The organism is Paenibacillus sp. F4 (assembly GCF_002894905.1).
Classification (GTDB): Bacteria; Bacillota; Bacilli; order Paenibacillales; family Paenibacillaceae; genus Paenibacillus; species Paenibacillus polymyxa_B.
The window spans coordinates 1-17,744 of sequence record NZ_POVS01000010.1 but is presented as its reverse complement, the minus strand read 5'-3'; the positions used below and the strand labels follow the sequence as shown (position 1 = coordinate 17,744).

The window sequence follows — 17,744 nt, the reverse complement described above, 5'->3', positions numbered from 1 at the left end:
TATTGCTGTGTCTTGCTCATTTCAATGCTATAAATAATTCAATCTCATTGTCTGAACTTTCTGGATTATATTTCTCACCCCAAATCTCAAAATCATAATCCTTCGGTTCATTTCCGGTATCTTCAATCCATTGGCCATATATGTAGTCATACGAATTATTAAGCTCCGATTCAAGCCCCTTATGTGTGAAAGTTACATACTTACTTTCATTTACAGTATGACTTATCATATTTAATGGAACCTCACCTAATTTACTTATTTCATAACAGATTATATTTGTAAACTTATCTACCTGAGGATTAAAATCAGGCTTCATGGGATAAATTTGCATTAAAATTACATTCTCATTTTTCCTGTCCCGAATTTCATCTTTTCTTTCAATTAATGAATGATAGATGCTCTTGCCAAGACCAGACTCAAATTCATTAATATTTGCTTCGATTCTGTAACCTGCAACATGAAAAAGAGGTAATGTTATTACTTTAGTTTCCATAAAGTCTCCTCCATCCAATAAGTTTGTCAAGTTTGATTATAACGAAACCCCAAACCATAACCCTGTTTATAACTGGGGTAGACTGCTTAAAGCTTGTGGGACAGTGTGAAGCAACCATAATATCTTTATTTTTAGTCATATTCCAATATAGCATCGATTTTGTTTGAAATCAGCAAAAAAGTTATGCTTTGAAGGCATAGAGACCCCCTATATATCTAATTTTGAACTGATTTTTCCCCTAATTCGTCGGGTACCCGCTTCCGAGCCAGCAAAGTATGATAATAGTATCTAGAGATGAGGAGGAGCTTGTTATGGAATCTTCAACTGAAACCGCTTCCAAAAATGGTGCTGTGATTCCTGAATCCAACCGGGGAAGACCGCGCAAGGCTGGCGGCCCGAAGCCTGAACGTGGTAGAAAAGGCTTGTGGGACAGTGTGAAGCAGCAAAAGTATCTTTATTTTATGTCCATTCCTTTCGTCATATGGGTGTTTGTTTTCAGCTATCTTCCGCTCTGGGGCTGGACGATGGCGTTTCAAAATTATAAGCCAGCCAAATCTTTTTCGGACCAGAAATGGGTAGGGCTGAATAACTTTATTGAGCTATTTCAGGATGAACGATTTTATCTGGTATTACGCAATACGCTAGCGATGAGCCTGATGGGGATTATATTTGGTTTTGTCGTACCGATCTTCTTTGCAATTCTGTTAAATGAGCTACGTGGTATGCTGTTCAAACGGTTTGTGCAGACAATATCCTACCTCCCGCATTTTGTATCCTGGGTAGTTGTAGCCGGTTTGGTCACCAAGATGCTGTCGATTGACGGAGGCATTGTCAACGATATATTGGTAGCGCTTCATATTGTGGATGAACCAATTCAGTTCATGGCAAAGGGGAGCTGGTTCTGGTACATTGTAACCGCTTCCGACATATGGAAAGAGACAGGTTGGAATACGATTATTTATTTAGCTGCAATCACCGGAATTGATCAAGAACAGTATGAAGCATCGCGCGTGGATGGAGCGAGCCGCTGGAGACAGATGTGGCATATTACACTTCCGGGTATCCGCTCGACGATTGCGGTTCTGTTCATTATGGCGATTGGACATCTGGTGAGCAATGGTTTTGAAAAGCAGTTCTTGCTTGGCAATAGTCTCGTGACGGATTATTCCGAGGTGCTGGATCTGTACGCGCTCAATTACGGGATTAATTTGGGTCGCTTCTCTTATGGGACGGCAATTGGTATTTTCAACTCGCTGGTTAGCATTCTGCTGTTGTTTACGGCGAACGGTATATTTAAAAAACTGACCAAAGAAAGCATCATGTAGGGAGGGAGAAGCGAAATGACGAATAAGGCATTTAATGCTACCCGGTCTGAGAAGCTGTTTGATCTGTTCAACTATATCCTCATGGCTCTGATCGTGGTGTTGACGCTGTACCCGTTTCTGAACGTACTTGCGATTTCCCTTAACAATTCAACGGACACGGTTCGCGGTGGTATTTATATATGGCCCCGCCAATTTACGCTCGAAAATTACAAAACGATTTTCCAGTACGATGGTCTTCTTCAGGGACTTCAAATATCTATTCTTCGTACTTTGGTCGGGACGGTACTCGGATTGATCTGCGCGTCTATGCTTGCTTTTACATTGAGTCGGGTCGAGTTTCGCGCTCGTAAGTTTATTTCTACGTTTTTGGCGTTGACGATGTATTTTTCCGGCGGGATGGTGCCCGTGTTTATTTTGATGCGTGATCTGCATCTGCTGGGTTCGTTTTGGGTGTACATTTTTCCAGGCTTAATTAGCGCATTTAACGTGTTTGTTATTCGTTCCTTTATGGACGGTTTGCCGTATGCGCTGCAGGAGTCTGCCAAACTCGATGGGGCGAATGATTTTACGATTTACTGGAGAATTATTTTGCCGCTGTGCAAACCAGTATTGGCAACGATTGCTCTTTTTCTGGCAGTAGGTCAGTGGAATGCTTGGTTTGATACGTATTTGTATAATGGTGGGGCGCCGCAATGGACGACGCTACAGTATGAGCTGATGAAGATACTGCAAAGTACGCAGCAAGGCGGCTCCAGTATGACGAATAGTAACGATATGGCTAAGCAAATGGCTCAAATTTCACCAGAGTCGATTAAAATGGCAATCACGATTACGGTTACGCTCCCCATCCTGATGGTGTATCCGTTCTTGCAAAAATATTTTGTAGGCGGTATGACGCTGGGGGCAGTGAAATCATAAAAGTCGGGATTCTGGCAGTAAAATAGCAGTTATTTGCAGGAGAAGTCATCATAGGAATATAGGAGGATTTATACATGAAAAAACACTGGTCCAGATTTGCACTGATTCCCTTGCTCGCGGTGTCACTTACCGCACTCGCAGGTTGTGGGGGAAGCGATAAAGCAGCGAAGGAAGGCACATCCAGCGGCACAGAACCGATTACGTTTAGCTTCTTCGGAGCAGATACAAGCCCGCAATGGAACGGAATGAAGGATGAAATAGGCAAGGAAATCACCAAGAAAACAGGTGTAACCTTGAATGCGGAATTTGATGTCAGCGGTGGAGGTGGAGATGACCGAATTGCTTTGATGGCAGCAAGTGGAGAATACCCGGACTTGGTTTCCCCTAAAGCGAATATTAACAAGCTTGTGGATGCGGGGGCCATGATTGATCTGACAGATCTGATCAACGATCATGCACCGAATCTCAAAAAACTATATGGACCCTATATGGATCGTTTGAAATACAGTAATAAAGATCAATCCATCTATGTCCTCCCTACGTATGCAGGTGTGGGACAGGAGAGTTTTGACGCGACGGGGGGATTTGAAATTCAGCATAAGGTGCTCAAGGAGTTAGGATATCCAAAGGTAAGAACGCTACAGGATTATGAAAACGTACTCAAAACCTATGCAGCCAAACATCCGACGATCAATGGCAAAAAAACGATCCCACTCACGTTGGATGCAGACGACTGGAGAATTATGATTACCGTAACAAATCCCGCCTTCCAGACGACTGGAGCGCCGGATGATGGTGAATATTTTATTGATCCCAAAACATTTGAAGCGAAGCTTCATTACAAACGTCCGGAAGAAAAGGAATATTTCCGTTGGTTGAACCACATGTACAATGAAGGACTGCTTGATAAAGATTCGTTTGTGCAGAAAAGTGATCAATACAAATCCAAAATTGCCAGCGGTCGTGTTCTTGGTCTGATCGACCAGGAATGGGGTTATCAGGATGCCGAAAATGCGTTAAAAGCGTCAGGTAAATCCGAATCCAGCTACGCGCATTTTCCAGTTACACTTTCGGAGGAATACAAGGATCGTTCCTTTCAGGATACGGGCTTCACGTCCGGTTATGGAGTAGGTATTACAGAAAATTGCAAGGACCCGGTGCGGGCTATTAAATTCCTTGATTATTTAGCTTCCGATGAAGGACAGGTGCTAGTAAACTGGGGGATCGAAGGCAAGCATTATGAAATTAAAGACGGCAAACGCGTCATTCCTGCTGATGTACTGGAGCAAAAAACGAACAATACAACCAACTTCAATAAATCTACGGGTATAGATTTGTACACGCTCATCAGCGGACACTATGGTGACGGCGTGAAGGACCCTACAGGTAACTACTATACTGCCAAATTCCCGGAACAAATTATCGCGGCTTATTCGAAGCCGGAGAAAGAATCACTTAAAGCGTATGGCGTAAAAACGTGGAAAGATCTGTTCCCGGACAAGAAAGAATTTGATGTAAAACCTTGGGGCGCAGCCTATAATCTGACAACAGACAATGAATCCAGCTATAACGTTACATTCAAAAAAACGACAGACATTATCCGCAAGCGTATACCGGAAGCTATTTTAGCACCAGCTTCCAATTTTGATACGGTATACGACAACATGATTAAAGAACTGGATGCCGCCGGAGCTGTCCAAATGGAACAGCAATACACGCAACTGGTGAAGGACAGAGTGGAGTTATGGAGTGGCAAGGCTTCTAAATAGCTGACTGCTTTTAACGAAATTTTGAATGCCGGAATGACAGAGCGCTTGTCCTTGTGGTCCATACGGGATTAGCGCTCTGTTTGATCTTGATAGGGGAGGGTTTGATGTGACGAAAAGCGAAAGACCACAGTCCCTGCGTTTATGGTATCGCCAGCCTGCTGAGGTATGGGAGGAAGCATTACCAGTCGGTAACGGAAGGCTGGGAGCTATGGTATTTGGCGGAATCAGAGAGGAGCATTTGCAATTAAACGAGGATACGCTCTGGTCCGGATTTCCCAGAGACGGCGTTCAGTATGATGCATTGCGATATTTGCAGCCTGTCAGAAAGCTGATTGCAGATGGAAAATACAAGGAAGCGGAACAACTGATTAATGCGAATATGCTAGGTCGCGATACGGAAGCCTATCAGCCTTTGGGAGATTTGTGGATTACGCAGGAGGGCCTAGGGGAAATTGTGCATTATGAACGGGAACTGGATTTGCTGACCGGAACGGCAGCGGTCACTTTTCAGAGTGATGGAGTTTGCTATACCCGTGAAGTTATCGCCAGTGCGCCAGATGGAGTCATGATGGTGTCACTGACTGCGAATAAGCTTGGGAAGATCCATGCATCCGTGCGCATCACTTCCCTCCATCCTTGTGAAGACGAGATTGGAGAGGATATACATTTTGGTGATTCATCCAAATGGGATAGCGATAAAGAGGACGATCCATCCGAGGAGCCGTCCGGGGACTTTATTACGTTAACTGGACGAGCGCCCAGTCATGTGGAATCTAATTATCACGGCGATCATCCACAGTCTGTCGTTTATGAAAATGATTTGGGGATGGCTTTTGCAGTTCAGGCGAGGGTTATTCCCGAGGGAGGAACCTTGACGAAGGGTGCTGATGGAGCACTGATCATCTCGGGCGCGGATAAAATCACGGTGTATTTGGCAGCAGCTACCGGATTTCGGGGATTTCACGCTATGCCGAATAGTAATGCAACGGAATCAGCAGAAGCCTGTCAAGTCATTTTAGACGAAGCAATTTCGCTGGGAAATGAGCAGGTGCGGCAACGCCATGAACAGGATCACCGAAAGCTGTTTGACCGCGTTGTATTAGAACTGAGAGGTGATACTCTAACCGACGACTCCGTTCTACCGACAGATCTGCGATTAGAACGTTATCAGAAAGGTCAGGCCGACCTGGGGCTGGAGGTGCTGTTATTTCAGTATGGCCGCTATTTGCTCATGGGCAGCTCGCGTCCGGGGAGTCAGCCTGCCAATCTTCAGGGCATCTGGAATGACCGGGTGCAGCCGCCGTGGAACAGTAATTATACAACCAATATCAATGCTCAGATGAACTATTGGCCCGCAGAGGTATGCAATCTTGCCGAGTGCCATGAACCATTGCTGCACATAATTGGAGAAGTCGCTCGCACGGGACGGAGGGTAGCCTCCATCCATTATGGTGCTCAAGGGTGGGCAGCTCATCACAATGTAGATGTGTGGAGATACGCTGGACCTTCAGGGGGCCATGCCAGTTGGGCATTTTGGCCGCTTGGGGGTGTATGGCTAACTGCTCATCTATGGGAGCGCTATCTGTTTACCCTGGATACAGCCTATTTGGCAGAACAAGCTTATCCACTCATGAAGGGGGCGGCAGCCTTTTGCATGGACTGGCTCGTGGAAGGCCCGGAAGGTCGGCTTGTGACATCCCCATCCACATCACCTGAAAATAAATTCAAAACGCCGGATGGCGAGGAATGCAGTATATCTATGGGCTCCACCATGGATATGACGCTGATTCGGGAGCTGTTGGGTAACTGCATTCAAGCTGCGGACCTGCTGGAATTAGACGATGAGTTCCGCAACCGCTGCGAGGAGATACGGGACAGGTTAATGCCCTATCAAATTGGCCGTCACGGTCAGTTACAGGAATGGTTTGTCGATTTTGAGGAAACGGAGCCTGGGCATCGACATGTCTCGCATCTATATGGGTTGTACCCCGGTCGACAAATTCACATCCGTGATACCCCGGAGCTGGCTGAGGCGGCCCGCAAATCGCTGCGTCGACGGCTTGATCACGGTGGTGGGCATACCGGATGGAGCTGTGCCTGGTTGATTAACCTGTACGCTCGGCTGGAAGATGGCGACGCCGCACATCGGTATGTTCGCACGTTGCTGTCGCGATCGACCTATCCTAATTTATTTGACGCTCACCCGCCTTTTCAGATCGACGGTAATTTTGGTGCGACGGCGGGGATCGCAGAAATGCTGCTACAAAGCCGTCCGGGAGAGCTGACGTTACTGCCTGCCCTGCCAACGGCATGGGCGGAGGGACGGGTCAGTGGATTGAAGGCACATGGCGGGATGACGGTCGGCATGGAATGGTCCGGTTCCAGGCTTGTCCGTGCTGAACTGGCCACATCCATCTCAGCAGGAAGCTGCACGATTCGCAGTGCACATCCGTTTAGCACAGATGCTCGTCAGGCTCTGCCTGATCCTGAGCATGGAGGATTCATTTTGTCATGGATTTTTACCAAAGAGCAGGAAATAACGAACAGACATACGATTATAATTAGAGGAGAGGAAGAGACAATATGACCATTTTTCAATTTCCGCAGGACTTTATGTGGGGGACCGCAACGGCAGCTTCAAATCGAGGGAGCTTATGAGGAGGATGGGAGAGGTTTGTCGATCTGGGATACCTTTGCCCATACGCCTGGCAAAGTATTTAATGGTGATAACGGCAATGTAGCTTGTGATAGCTATCATCGCTACGAGGAAGATATCCGCCTAATGAAGGAACTGGGCATTCGTACATACCGCTTTTCAGTGTCCTGGCCGCGTATATTTCCCAATGGTGACGGTGAAGTCAATCAAGAAGGATTGGACTATTATCATCGCGTAGTCGATTTGTTGAACGAAAATGGGATTGAACCGTTTTGTACACTGTACCATTGGGATCTGCCTCAAGCGCTTCAGGATGCTGGAGGGTGGGAGAATCGTCGCACGATTCAAGCATTTGTCCAGTTTGCAGAAACGATGTTCCGCGAGTTCCACGGTAAAATACACCATTGGCTAACATTCAATGAACCGTGGTGCATCGCCTTTTTATCCAATATGCTGGGTGTTCATGCCCCGGGTCTGACAAATCTTCAGACAGCCATTGATGTAGGACATCATCTACTAGTTGCGCATGGTCTTTCTGTGCGCCGTTTCCGCGAGCTGGGCACCAGTGGCCAGATCGGTATCGCTCCGAATGTCTCCTGGGCTGTTCCTTACAGCACATCTGAGGAAGATAAAGCCGCTTGTGCGCGCACCATTTCCCTGCACAGTGACTGGTTTCTTCAACCTATTTATCAAGGCTCGTATCCTCAGTTTTTGGTAGACTGGTTTGCGGAGCAGGGAGCCACCGTGCCTATTCAGGATGGGGATATGGATATTATCGGCGAGCCTATTGATATGATCGGTATCAATTACTATGCTATGTCAGTTAATCGTTTTAATCCTGAAGCCGGGTTTCTTCAATCTGAAGAAATAAATATGGGGCTACCTGTAACGGATATCGGTTGGCCAGTGGAGTCGCGTGGGCTGTACGAGGTACTGCATTATTTGCAAAAATACGGTAACCTCGATATTTATATCACAGAGAATGGGGCTTGCATCAACGATGATGTCGTGAATGGCAAGGTTCAGGATGACCGTCGTATTTCGTATATGCAGCAGCATTTGGTGCAGGTACACCGGGCTATTCATGACGGCCTTCATGTCAAAGGATATATGGCATGGTCACTTATGGACAATTTTGAGTGGGCAGAGGGATATAATATGAGATTTGGCATGATTCATGTCGATTTCCGCACACTGGTCCGCACCCCGAAGGAAAGTTACTATTGGTATCGAAATGTAGTAAGTAATAACTGGTTGGAGACCAGACGTTAAACGAAGAGCGATTTAAAAATATAGCAAAGATAGATCTGTCTTCACTCCCTTTTGTTTGAACACTGGGTCTTCCGGGGTAATAATAGTCAAGATATGCGGAGGGTTGTTTCAGGTATGTAGAGACCAAAGGGAATAAAGAAGCAAGATATGTGCATACTGACAAAAATATCGGACGAGGGCGTTGAAAATTATTTTAGACCGAAGGGAGTGGAGGGTATGGCTGCAAATTTAAGAAAATCAGGATCAACTGACGGGCAAATGAGCCGGACGGTATCTGTTATCGCTTGGATCGCTTGTATTGCAGGTATTATCCTTATTTTGCTTGATATAGGTAATTTAACTGATCGGAATATATATTTAATGACAGGTATTGGCTGCGTTGTTGCCGGGATTTTTATTTTTCTAGTTGGGAAATCATTTGTCATTGCCCGCAAGAAGGAAGACCAGGAAAACGGTCGCAGTTAATACAATTTAAAAATGATTTAAAGCAAATATATACTGAAAACAACAATGTGGGGCTTCGAGCAGTGTAGGATGATAACTGTAAGGAGTCCCGCTTTTTTCTTTAATATAACTTCTTTAAGATACACAAATAACGTTTTTATTATGTCATCTTTGTATTAATAAGAAATTTTGAATTTGCAAGAGAAATTTTATTTTTAGAGATGTTTTTCACAAAAAACGGACAAATAATCGACAATTCTGTTAACAATAAAAAAAGTGGCCACTTTTCTGCTATCTTATATAGGGGCAACATTACAGGAGTTCGTAAAGTTTTGAGTAATTTATTATTTAAGGAGAGGGGAACAACATGAACAAAAAACCAAAAGCGATTATTGCGTTGGTTTTGACCGTGCTCACGGTAGCATTGCTCATTTGGACGTGTTTTTATGCTGGCGGAAAATACGTTGTTTTCGATCCGAAAGGACCCGTTGGGCAAGCACAAAAAGAGCTGATCATTCTTACAACGGCATTGTCTGCGCTAATAATTGTACCGGTCATGATTTTGACTTTCTTCATCATTTGGCGGTATCGTGATACACCGGCAAACAAGGTGAAGTATCAACCCCACTGGGATGACAGCAAAAAGCTGGAGACCACATGGTGGGCTATTCCAATTATCGTTATCTGTATTATTGCGGTCATTACTGCAAGATATACCTACTTGCTGGAGCCTTCCAAGCCGTTGGCAAGTACGCAAAAGCCAGTAACCATTCAAGTGACTTCACTGGACTGGAAATGGCTCTTTATGTACCCAGAGGAAGGTATAGCTACAGTTAACCAAGTTCACATTCCTAAAGGTGTTCCAGTCCGTTTTGAACTGACTGCTGACGCCCCGATGAACTCGTTCTGGATTCCGCAATTGGGCGGACAAATCTACACCATGTCAGGCATGGCTATGAAACTGCATTTGCAGGCCGATCACGAAGGAACTTACTTTGGTTCGGGTGCAAACTTTAGCGGTGAGCATTTTGGACAAATGCGTTTTGATGTAGAGGTCCAGTCGGATGAAGAGTATAAAAACTGGGTCGCTGACATCAAGAAGCAGTCTAAGCCGCTGACGAAGGACGGCTATTTGGCGCTTGCAAAACCAGGTTTGTCCCAGCCTGATGAGTATTCTTCGATTCCAGATGGCTTGTTCAAAGACATTGTTAACAAGTATGTAGTGGAGGGTGCTTCTAACCCACATGCTGGACATGGTGAAGCTACATCCACAGAAGGTTCTTCTCAGTCCGGCACAGAAGATCATGCGGCAATGGACATGAGTCATATGAATATGAGCGGACACAATTAAATGATTATAGGGAAGGAGGCCCCCAATGCTTGACAAAATAAAAGAGTTTGCATCCACTTTCTTCGTTACTGGAGACCCAATGATCTATGGAGCGGACGTCTCCATCGCATTAGCGACGATCGGGATCGTGTTTGTGCTCACTTATTTCAAAAAATGGGGCTGGCTTTGGAAAAACTGGTTGACTACTGTTGACCATAAAAAAGTCGGTATTATGTATATTCTTGCGGCCATCTTGATGTTATTCCGCGGAGGCGTGGATGCATTATTGATGCGTGTTCAACTGGCTACACCGGATGTTACACTTCTGCATCCTGAGCATTACAACCAGATTTTCACAACTCATGGCACGATCATGATCCTGTTTATGGCGATGCCGTTGATGTTTGGTTTGTTTAATATCGCTGTACCCCTTCAAATTGGTGCGCGTGACGTTGCGTTTCCTTTCCTGAACGCATTGAGCTTTTGGCTTTTCTTTATGGGAGCGATGTTGTTCAACCTGTCCTTCGTTATCGGCGGTTCGCCAGATGCAGGTTGGTTGAGTTATCCACCGCTTTCAGAACTGCAATTTAGTCCAGGCGTCGGTCAGAACTTCTATATCTGGGGTATTCAGATTTCGGGTATAGGTTCATTGGCTACGGGGATCAACTTTATTGTGACCATTATTAAAATGCGTGCACCTGGTATGACTTGGATGAAAATGCCTGTCTTTACGTGGTCCGTATTTTCGTCATGTGTTATTATCATTTTCGCATTCCCGATTCTGACGGTTACTTTGGCATTGCTGTTCCTTGACCGCTTCGGAGGAGGACACTTCTTTACGCTTGATTTCGGCGGTAACCCAATGATGTATATCAACTTGATCTGGATGTGGGGTCACCCTGAAGTATACATTGTAGTTTTGCCGGCCTTCGGTATTTATTCCGAGGTCATCAGCGTATTCTCCAAAAAGAAATTGTTTGGATACAAGTCCATGGTTTACGCCATGTTCATGATTGCGATCCTGTCCTTCTTCACCTGGGCGCATCACTTCTTCACGATGGGATCAGGCGCAGATGTTAATGCATTCTTTGCGATTTCGACGATGGTTATCGCTATACCGACAGGGGTTAAAGTATTTAACTGGCTGTTCACGATGTATCGGGGTAAGATTACATTCAAGACCCCTATGATGTGGTCAATTGCTTTTATTCCGAACTTCTTGATTGCTGGTTTGACGGGCGTCATGTTGTCTGTAGCGCCTGCTGACTTCCAGTTCCATAACAGTTACTTCTTGATCGCTCACTTTCACTCCGCTCTGATTGGTGGTGTAGTGTTCGGTTACTTGGCAGGTCTGTACTATTGGTGGCCTAAAATGTTCGGTTTCACATTGCCTGAAACGCCTGGTAAATGGGCTTTCTGGTTCTGGAACATCGGTTTCTATGTATGTTTTATTCCACAATATTCTCTCGGTCTGATGGGTATGACGCGTCGTCTAAGCACTTATGGCTGGGATACCGGCTGGCAGCCCCTTAACCTCGTTTCGACCGTTGGGGCATTCCTGATGGGGATTGGGTTCTTGTTCCAGGTTCTTCAAATTCTTCTGGGCATCAAGAATTACCGCAAGCTGAAGGATACAACAGGCGACCCTTGGGGTGGCCATACGTTGGAATGGTCGATTCCTTCACCTGCACCGGAATACAATTTTGCTACCATTCCACAAGTAGAAGAACGTGATGACTGGTGGGCAGAAAAAGATAAACGTGCAAAAGGTATTTTCAGAAAGCAACCGCCAATTGAAGCGATTCATATGCCGAAAAACTCGGCGATTCCATTCATTATGTCGGTATTCTTTTTCATTGCAGGTTTCGGGTTCGTATTCGGCTGGTCGTTCTTCTATATTCCAGGGCTGATCGGTGTGGCAATTTGTATGATTTGCCGTTCGTTCTTCTCCTATGATGGCGACTACTATATCCCTGCGGATGAAGTAAAACGCACGGAAGCGGCAATAAGGGGGTCTGTATAATGGCACAAGCTGCAGCACATCACAGCCATGATCATGACCACGGGCATCACGATCCGCAAGAGCTGAAGATGCTTGGTTTTTGGATCTTCCTCGTAACGGACGTAATCCTGTTCAGTACCTTGTTCGCAACCTTCGTCGTCCTTCGGAATAACACAGCCGGAGGACCGGGTGGCGCAGAGCTGTTTAACATGACGGGCGTTATTATTGAAACGTTCCTCTTGCTCACGAGCAGCTTCACAAGTGGTCTGGCTGTGTTGGCTATGAACAAAGGAAGCATGAAGGGATTAATCAGCTGGTTAATCGTAACAGCGATCCTGGGTCTTGGTTTTATCGGTTTTGAAGTTTACGAGTTTGTTGAAATGGTACACGAAGGAGCCAATTTTGGAACCAGTGCGTTCTTGTCGGCATTCTTCACTCTAGTCGGAACGCACGGACTTCACGTTTCGTTAGGTCTGGTTTGGATGATTGGACTCATGTTTCAGTTGAAAAAACGCGGGCTTACACCAGAGACGAAGGGGAAAGTTTCGGCATTGAGCTTGTACTGGCACTTTTTGGACGCTGTCTGGATCTTCTTGCTGACAGTCGTCTATTTGATGGGGGTGATGTAGATGGCACAGCATCAATCAGGAGCGGGTTCGCATGGTCATGATGATTCTCACGGTTCAGTGAAATCCTATGTTATCGGGTTTATTCTGTCCATCGTACTGACCATCATTCCTCTCGGTGTGGTGATGAATCATATGTTGAGCCGCACTTCGACCATGGTTGTTATTTTAGCCGCGGCAGTGCTGCAATTTCTGGTTCAGCTTTTCTTCTTCATGCACATCCGTGAAAGCAATGGACCACGTTGGAATGTTATGACCTTGATTCTTGGTGTAGTGATCCTGTTGACCGTCGTTGGTGGTTCAGTATGGATTATGGAATACAACATGGTAGCACACTAATAAGTCAGGATTTTTGCAAAATCACTCATGTACAAACTAATTAGGAAAGAGGAAGCGGACTTAGAGCCGCTTCTTCTTTTTTTTGTGTAGCTTATTAAATTTAAAACTGTGGCTTCTTGAACTCAAGTTTACATATGTGTAAAATGGAATTGTATAACAGTAGAGTGAAAACGATAATACTAGTGGAGAGCGGAGGAAAAAGTAATGAACACAGAATTACTGTTTAAACCTTTTAAGGTAGGTAATTTATCTCTTCCCAATCGGATTGTTATGGCGCCAATGACACGGAATTTTTCCCCTCAAGGTATTCCAGGGCCTGACGTGGCCGCGTATTATCGTCGCCGTGCGGAAAATGCAGTTGGATTGATTATTACAGAGGGCACTGCTATTAATCATCCCGCAGCTGTGGAGCACACAAGCATTCCTAATTTTTATGGTGAGGGATTAAAGGGATGGGCCAAGGTAGTTGAGGAGGTTCATGCGGTAGGTGGCAAGATTATACCACAGCTCTGGCATGTGGGTACGGCCCGTAAAATAGGTGCAGATAATCAACCGAATCCAGAGGCATTGCCTGTCGGTCCGTCCGGAATCTCTCCCGCCGGCGAAAAGGTGGTTGAGCCATTGACAGAGGCTGAGATTGCGGATATTATCTCCGCTTATGCTCAGGCCGCTGCTGATGCCCAGCGAGTGGGCTTTGACGGCATTGAGCTTCATGGAGCACATGGCTATTTAATCGATCAATTTTTCTGGGACAAAACCAATAAGCGTACCGATCAATACGGAGGCAATTTGGTCCAGCGTACTCGGTTTGCGGTGGAGGTCATTGAGGCTTGTCGTCGTGCAGTAGGGCCGAATTTCCCAATTGTACTGCGATTCTCCCAGTGGAAGATGTACCACTATGAAGAAAAGCTGGCACAGACACCACAGGAACTTGAACAGTTTCTCACTCCATTAGTGAAGGCCGGGGTGGATATATTCCATTGCTCAAGCCGCCGTTTTTGGGAACCGGAATTTGAAGGATCTGATCTAAATTTGGCAGCTTGGACGAAAAAGATAACAGGCAAGCCAGTTATTACTGTAGGCTCGATTGGTTTGGAGAAGGCCTTTTTGAGTGATTTGGAAAAAAATAATAATCGTCAAACCGATGAATCCAGTAGTGTAGAGGCAAGATTAGAACAACTCGTGGGGCAAGTAGAACGAGAGGAAGCTGATCTGGTTGCGGTTGGGCGTGCTTTGCTGGTTGATCCAGCGTTTGCGGTGAAGTTACGTGATCAACAAATAGAAGAAATTATTCCTTACAGTGATGAAGTATTAAAAACGTTGAATTAAGCTTTATGTCGTGTAAAGCTATAGTGTTAGGCAAGCATTGAGACTTGGAAATTTTCTGTTACAGGGCAAGCTGTAATATAAGCTATTCGTAAATTCTACGAATTTGCTATAATAGGAGCATCAAGTCGAAATACACGGGGTGAAAAGGATGAATTCTGAAACGGAAGCTTTGGATTGCGAGCCGGCTTGTCACGGTTCAGATCAGGAAATCGAGCGCATAAAATCTTCCCTAGTTGAGGATTCCATCGCATACAAAATGTCGGAGCTGTTTAAAGCACTGGGTGACCCGACACGAATTAAGCTGATTTATGCCCTGGCACAAAAAGAACTGTGTGTCCATGATCTGACCCAGGTGTTGAACATGGGACAATCTGCGGTATCCCACCAGCTTCGTTATTTGCGCAACCTGCGTATTGTCAAACGACGCAAGGAAGGCAAAACGGTGTTTTATTCACTGGATGACAATCATGTGGAGCAGATCTTTTTGCAAACCCATCAGCACATATCACATCAATAATTATTTGGGATAAAACAACAGAGGGCGCCAAGCGATTGGCGCTCTTTTGGCGTCTGTCTGTTGAAGTCGATTTTTTTGTTAAAAAGGGCTATAGTCATTGACTTTTGACCCTGATCCTGAATATAATGGCCTTAACAAATAATATATGAACAGTTGCTCATATATAGTTAATTGGAGGCCAATGACTATGGATGCTCTAAAAAGAACGGAACGGCATGAATGGATTTTGGAAGGTTTGGATTGCGCCAACTGTGCTCTCAAGATTGAAAATGGAGTCAGTAAAATAGAAGGGGTCCTGGATTGCTCGGTCAATTTTGTTACGAAAACGTTGACGATGACCACAAGTTCGGATCAAAAAGAAGAGGTTTTTCGCCAGACTGAACGGAAGGTTCACAGACTCGAGCCGCATGTTCGAATGGTTGTAAAAAATGCTCGTGGCCGCCTGCATGAAGACAGCCGAAGCAATGCTGGTGCAGCACAGTCAGACTGCAGAGATGATTGTGCATGCGGTCATAAACATAATAGTGAAGGTGAAGGGCATACACAGGAGATCGGGCAACATGCGGCTCACAGCCATGCTGGTCATCATCATGGAGCACATGGCAAGCAAGCCCATACGCACGATGGACACAACCACGGCGATCATGGACACGAGCATCACAACCACCATGCAGAGCACGAACATGGTGAAGCCACCCACGCTCATTCACATTCGCATGGAGATGATGGCCACGCTGGGCATACGCATGATCACGGTACGGACGGTATGCGCCGCATGATTGCGCGTTTGGCTATTGGTGCGGTCTTTGCGGCTATTGCCTGGTGGTTACCTGTCGAAGGTGTAGGCAAGCTGGCCCTATTTTTACTGGCATATATCATCGTTGGCGGTGATGTTGTCTTGCAGGCTGCGCGCAGCCTGGTGCGTGGAATGGCCTTTGACGAATACTTCCTGATGACGCTGGCTACTGTGGGTGCATTTGCGATTGGGGAATACCCGGAAGGCGTAGCTGTCATGTTCTTTTATCAAATCGGAGAGCTGTTTCAAGGCATTGCAGTTAACCGTTCACGTAAGTCCATCAGTGATCTGATGGATATTAGACCGGACTATGCCAACCTGAAGACGGCTAAGTCCGTACGGAGAGTGTCCCCAGAAGACGTTCGCATTGGGGATTTGATTGTAATTAAGCCGGGCGAGAAGATCCCGCTGGACGGTAAGGTTATAGATGGTAAATCGCATGTGGATACCTCTGCGTTGACTGGTGAATCGGTGCCTCGTACTGTAGAGCCAGGAAGCAGTGTGTTGAGTGGATTTATCAATACGAACGGACTTCTAACGGTAGAGGTTAGCAAAGAATTTAGTGAATCCGCGGTCTCTAAAATTTTGGAATTAGTGCAAAATGCGAGTGCTAAAAAAGCGCCGACTGAAAAGTTTATCACGAAATTTTCCAGATACTATACTCCAGTAGTGGTTATTGTAGCGCTGTTGTTGGCGGTTGTTCCACCGCTTGTTGTGCCAGGTGCACAATTTGCAGATTGGATATACCGTGCGCTTGTTTTCCTCGTTATTTCTTGTCCTTGTGCGCTGGTAGTATCCATTCCACTAGGCTTCTTTGGGGGAATTGGGGCAGCCTCCCGTTCAGGTGTTCTGATCAAGGGCGGGAACTATCTTGAAGCTCTGAATCATGTGAAATACGCTGTTTTTGATAAAACAGGTACACTCACCAAAGGTGTTTTCCGTGTAACAGGAATTTATCCTGCCGGAGATTTTACAAACGAAACCCTGCTCGAAACCGCCGCTTTGGCGGAGCTGCATTCTACACATCCTATTGCTGCGTCTCTGCGTGAATCCTACGGTAAAGAACTCAGAGCAGAACGGGTTCAGCAATATAGTGAAATATCCGGTCACGGGATTCAGGCACAAATAGATGGTCGTCTGGTACTGGCTGGGAACGCCAAGCTGATGGAACGGGAGCATGTTGCTTTTAACGCGGCGCAGCAAACAGGGACGCTGGATGAAGGAACGGTCGTACATGTGGCTGTAGACGGAACGTATGCCGGGTGCATTCTGATTTCAGATGAGGTTAAGGAAGACGCAGCCCAAACGGTTGCTTCGCTGAAAAAGTTGGGTGTGGTGAAAACCATCATGCTGACGGGTGACAATCGGACAGTTGCCGAGGCTGTAGGACGACAGCTGGGTTTGGATGAAGTACGGGCAGAGCTGTTACCTCAGCACAAAGCTGAAGCCATCGAGCAGTTGTCTGCAAGTAAAAAAACGAGCGACAAAATTTTGTTCGTAGGCGATGGGATTAATGATACACCCGTACTGGCGCTGGCAGATGTCGGTGTAGCGATGGGCGGTTTGGGATCGGATGCTGCGATTGAGGCCGCAGATATCGTAATCATGAACGACGAGCCTTCAAGGCTGGTTACAGCGATCCATATCGCCAAGCGCACACGTCGTATCGTATGGCAAAATATTATATTTGCGCTAGGCGTCAAAGCTGTGTTTCTTACGCTGGGAGCATTCGGTATTGCTACGATGTGGGAGGCTGTATTTTCCGATGTAGGTGTAACATTGCTAGCCGTATTGAATGTGATGCGTGTATTGAAGGTTCGTTCTTACGAGTAAATAATAAACACCCCCGGGTTAACATCGGATGTATGGTCAAGACCCCATTTTATAGACACTAAAAAAAGACCCTAGGCTATAAGCTGCTTCCGATA

The 17,744-nt window shown here is 45.9% G+C and carries 13 protein-coding genes and 1 pseudogene; 13 read left to right on the top strand and 1 reads right to left on the bottom strand.

Annotated features, from left to right (window positions below; translation table 11 throughout):
• Nucleotides 1-16: 16 nt before the first annotated feature.
• Nucleotides 17-493, bottom strand: coding sequence for a GyrI-like domain-containing protein (locus tag C1T21_RS10965; protein ID WP_103048271.1), 477 nt, complete (start codon nt 491-493; stop codon nt 17-19).
• A 311-nt stretch (nt 494-804) separates the two neighbouring features.
• Between C1T21_RS10965 and C1T21_RS10960 the strand changes: the two genes are divergently transcribed.
• The 13 genes and pseudogenes from C1T21_RS10960 (at nt 805) to C1T21_RS10900 (ending at nt 17,649) form a co-directional block, all read left to right on the top strand.
• The gene (locus C1T21_RS10960; protein ID WP_103048270.1) at nt 805-1,818 is read left to right on the top strand and encodes an ABC transporter permease; all 1,014 of its coding nucleotides are present in this window, start codon (nt 805-807) and stop codon (nt 1,816-1,818) included.
• A 15-nt stretch (nt 1,819-1,833) separates the two neighbouring features.
• Nucleotides 1,834-2,736, top strand: coding sequence for a carbohydrate ABC transporter permease (locus C1T21_RS10955; RefSeq protein WP_023990333.1), 903 nt, complete (start codon nt 1,834-1,836; stop codon nt 2,734-2,736).
• Between the two features lie 74 nt (nt 2,737-2,810).
• Nucleotides 2,811-4,505, top strand: coding sequence for an ABC transporter substrate-binding protein (locus C1T21_RS10950; RefSeq protein ID WP_103048269.1), 1,695 nt, complete (start codon nt 2,811-2,813; stop codon nt 4,503-4,505).
• Nucleotides 4,506-4,611: 106 nt separating this feature from the next.
• Nucleotides 4,612-7,092: a glycoside hydrolase family 95 protein gene (locus C1T21_RS10945; RefSeq protein WP_103048268.1), complete on the top strand. Its 2,481-nt coding sequence runs from the start codon at nt 4,612-4,614 to the stop codon at nt 7,090-7,092.
• Nucleotides 7,089-8,433, top strand: a pseudogene (locus tag C1T21_RS10940) (GH1 family beta-glucosidase). Before C1T21_RS10945 ends, C1T21_RS10940 begins: the two are co-directional and overlap by 4 nt.
• Nucleotides 8,434-8,649: 216 nt before the next feature.
• Entirely contained in the window at nt 8,650-8,898 is a 249-nt protein-coding gene (locus C1T21_RS10935) for a hypothetical protein (RefSeq protein WP_103048354.1), read from the top strand.
• Between the two features lie 346 nt (nt 8,899-9,244).
• Nucleotides 9,245-10,228, top strand: a complete 984-nt coding sequence (gene cyoA / locus C1T21_RS10930) for a ubiquinol oxidase subunit II (RefSeq protein WP_103048267.1) — start codon at nt 9,245-9,247, stop codon at nt 10,226-10,228.
• A gap of 25 nt (nt 10,229-10,253) precedes the next feature.
• Nucleotides 10,254-12,230, top strand: a complete 1,977-nt coding sequence (locus C1T21_RS10925) for a cbb3-type cytochrome c oxidase subunit I (RefSeq protein WP_025723659.1) — start codon at nt 10,254-10,256, stop codon at nt 12,228-12,230.
• Nucleotides 12,230-12,838: a cytochrome o ubiquinol oxidase subunit III gene (gene cyoC / locus C1T21_RS10920; protein ID WP_013373104.1), complete on the top strand. Its 609-nt coding sequence runs from the start codon at nt 12,230-12,232 to the stop codon at nt 12,836-12,838. The genes C1T21_RS10925 and cyoC overlap by 1 nt, the downstream gene beginning before the upstream one ends.
• Nucleotides 12,839-13,174 (top strand): cytochrome o ubiquinol oxidase subunit IV, encoded by a 336-nt coding sequence (cyoD, locus tag C1T21_RS10915; RefSeq protein WP_103048266.1) that lies wholly within the window; start codon nt 12,839-12,841, stop codon nt 13,172-13,174.
• Between the two features lie 204 nt (nt 13,175-13,378).
• Nucleotides 13,379-14,503 carry an NADH:flavin oxidoreductase gene (locus C1T21_RS10910; protein ID WP_103048265.1) on the top strand — a complete coding sequence of 375 codons (1,125 nt, stop codon included), beginning with the start codon at nt 13,379-13,381 and terminating at the stop codon, nt 14,501-14,503.
• Nucleotides 14,504-14,651: 148 nt separating this feature from the next.
• Complete coding sequence (locus tag C1T21_RS10905; RefSeq protein WP_007432172.1) at nt 14,652-15,020, top strand: ArsR/SmtB family transcription factor; 369 nt, start codon at nt 14,652-14,654, stop codon at nt 15,018-15,020.
• Nucleotides 15,021-15,207: 187 nt separating this feature from the next.
• Nucleotides 15,208-17,649: a heavy metal translocating P-type ATPase gene (locus C1T21_RS10900; RefSeq protein ID WP_103048264.1), complete on the top strand. Its 2,442-nt coding sequence runs from the start codon at nt 15,208-15,210 to the stop codon at nt 17,647-17,649.
• Nucleotides 17,650-17,744: the final 95 nt, after the last annotated feature.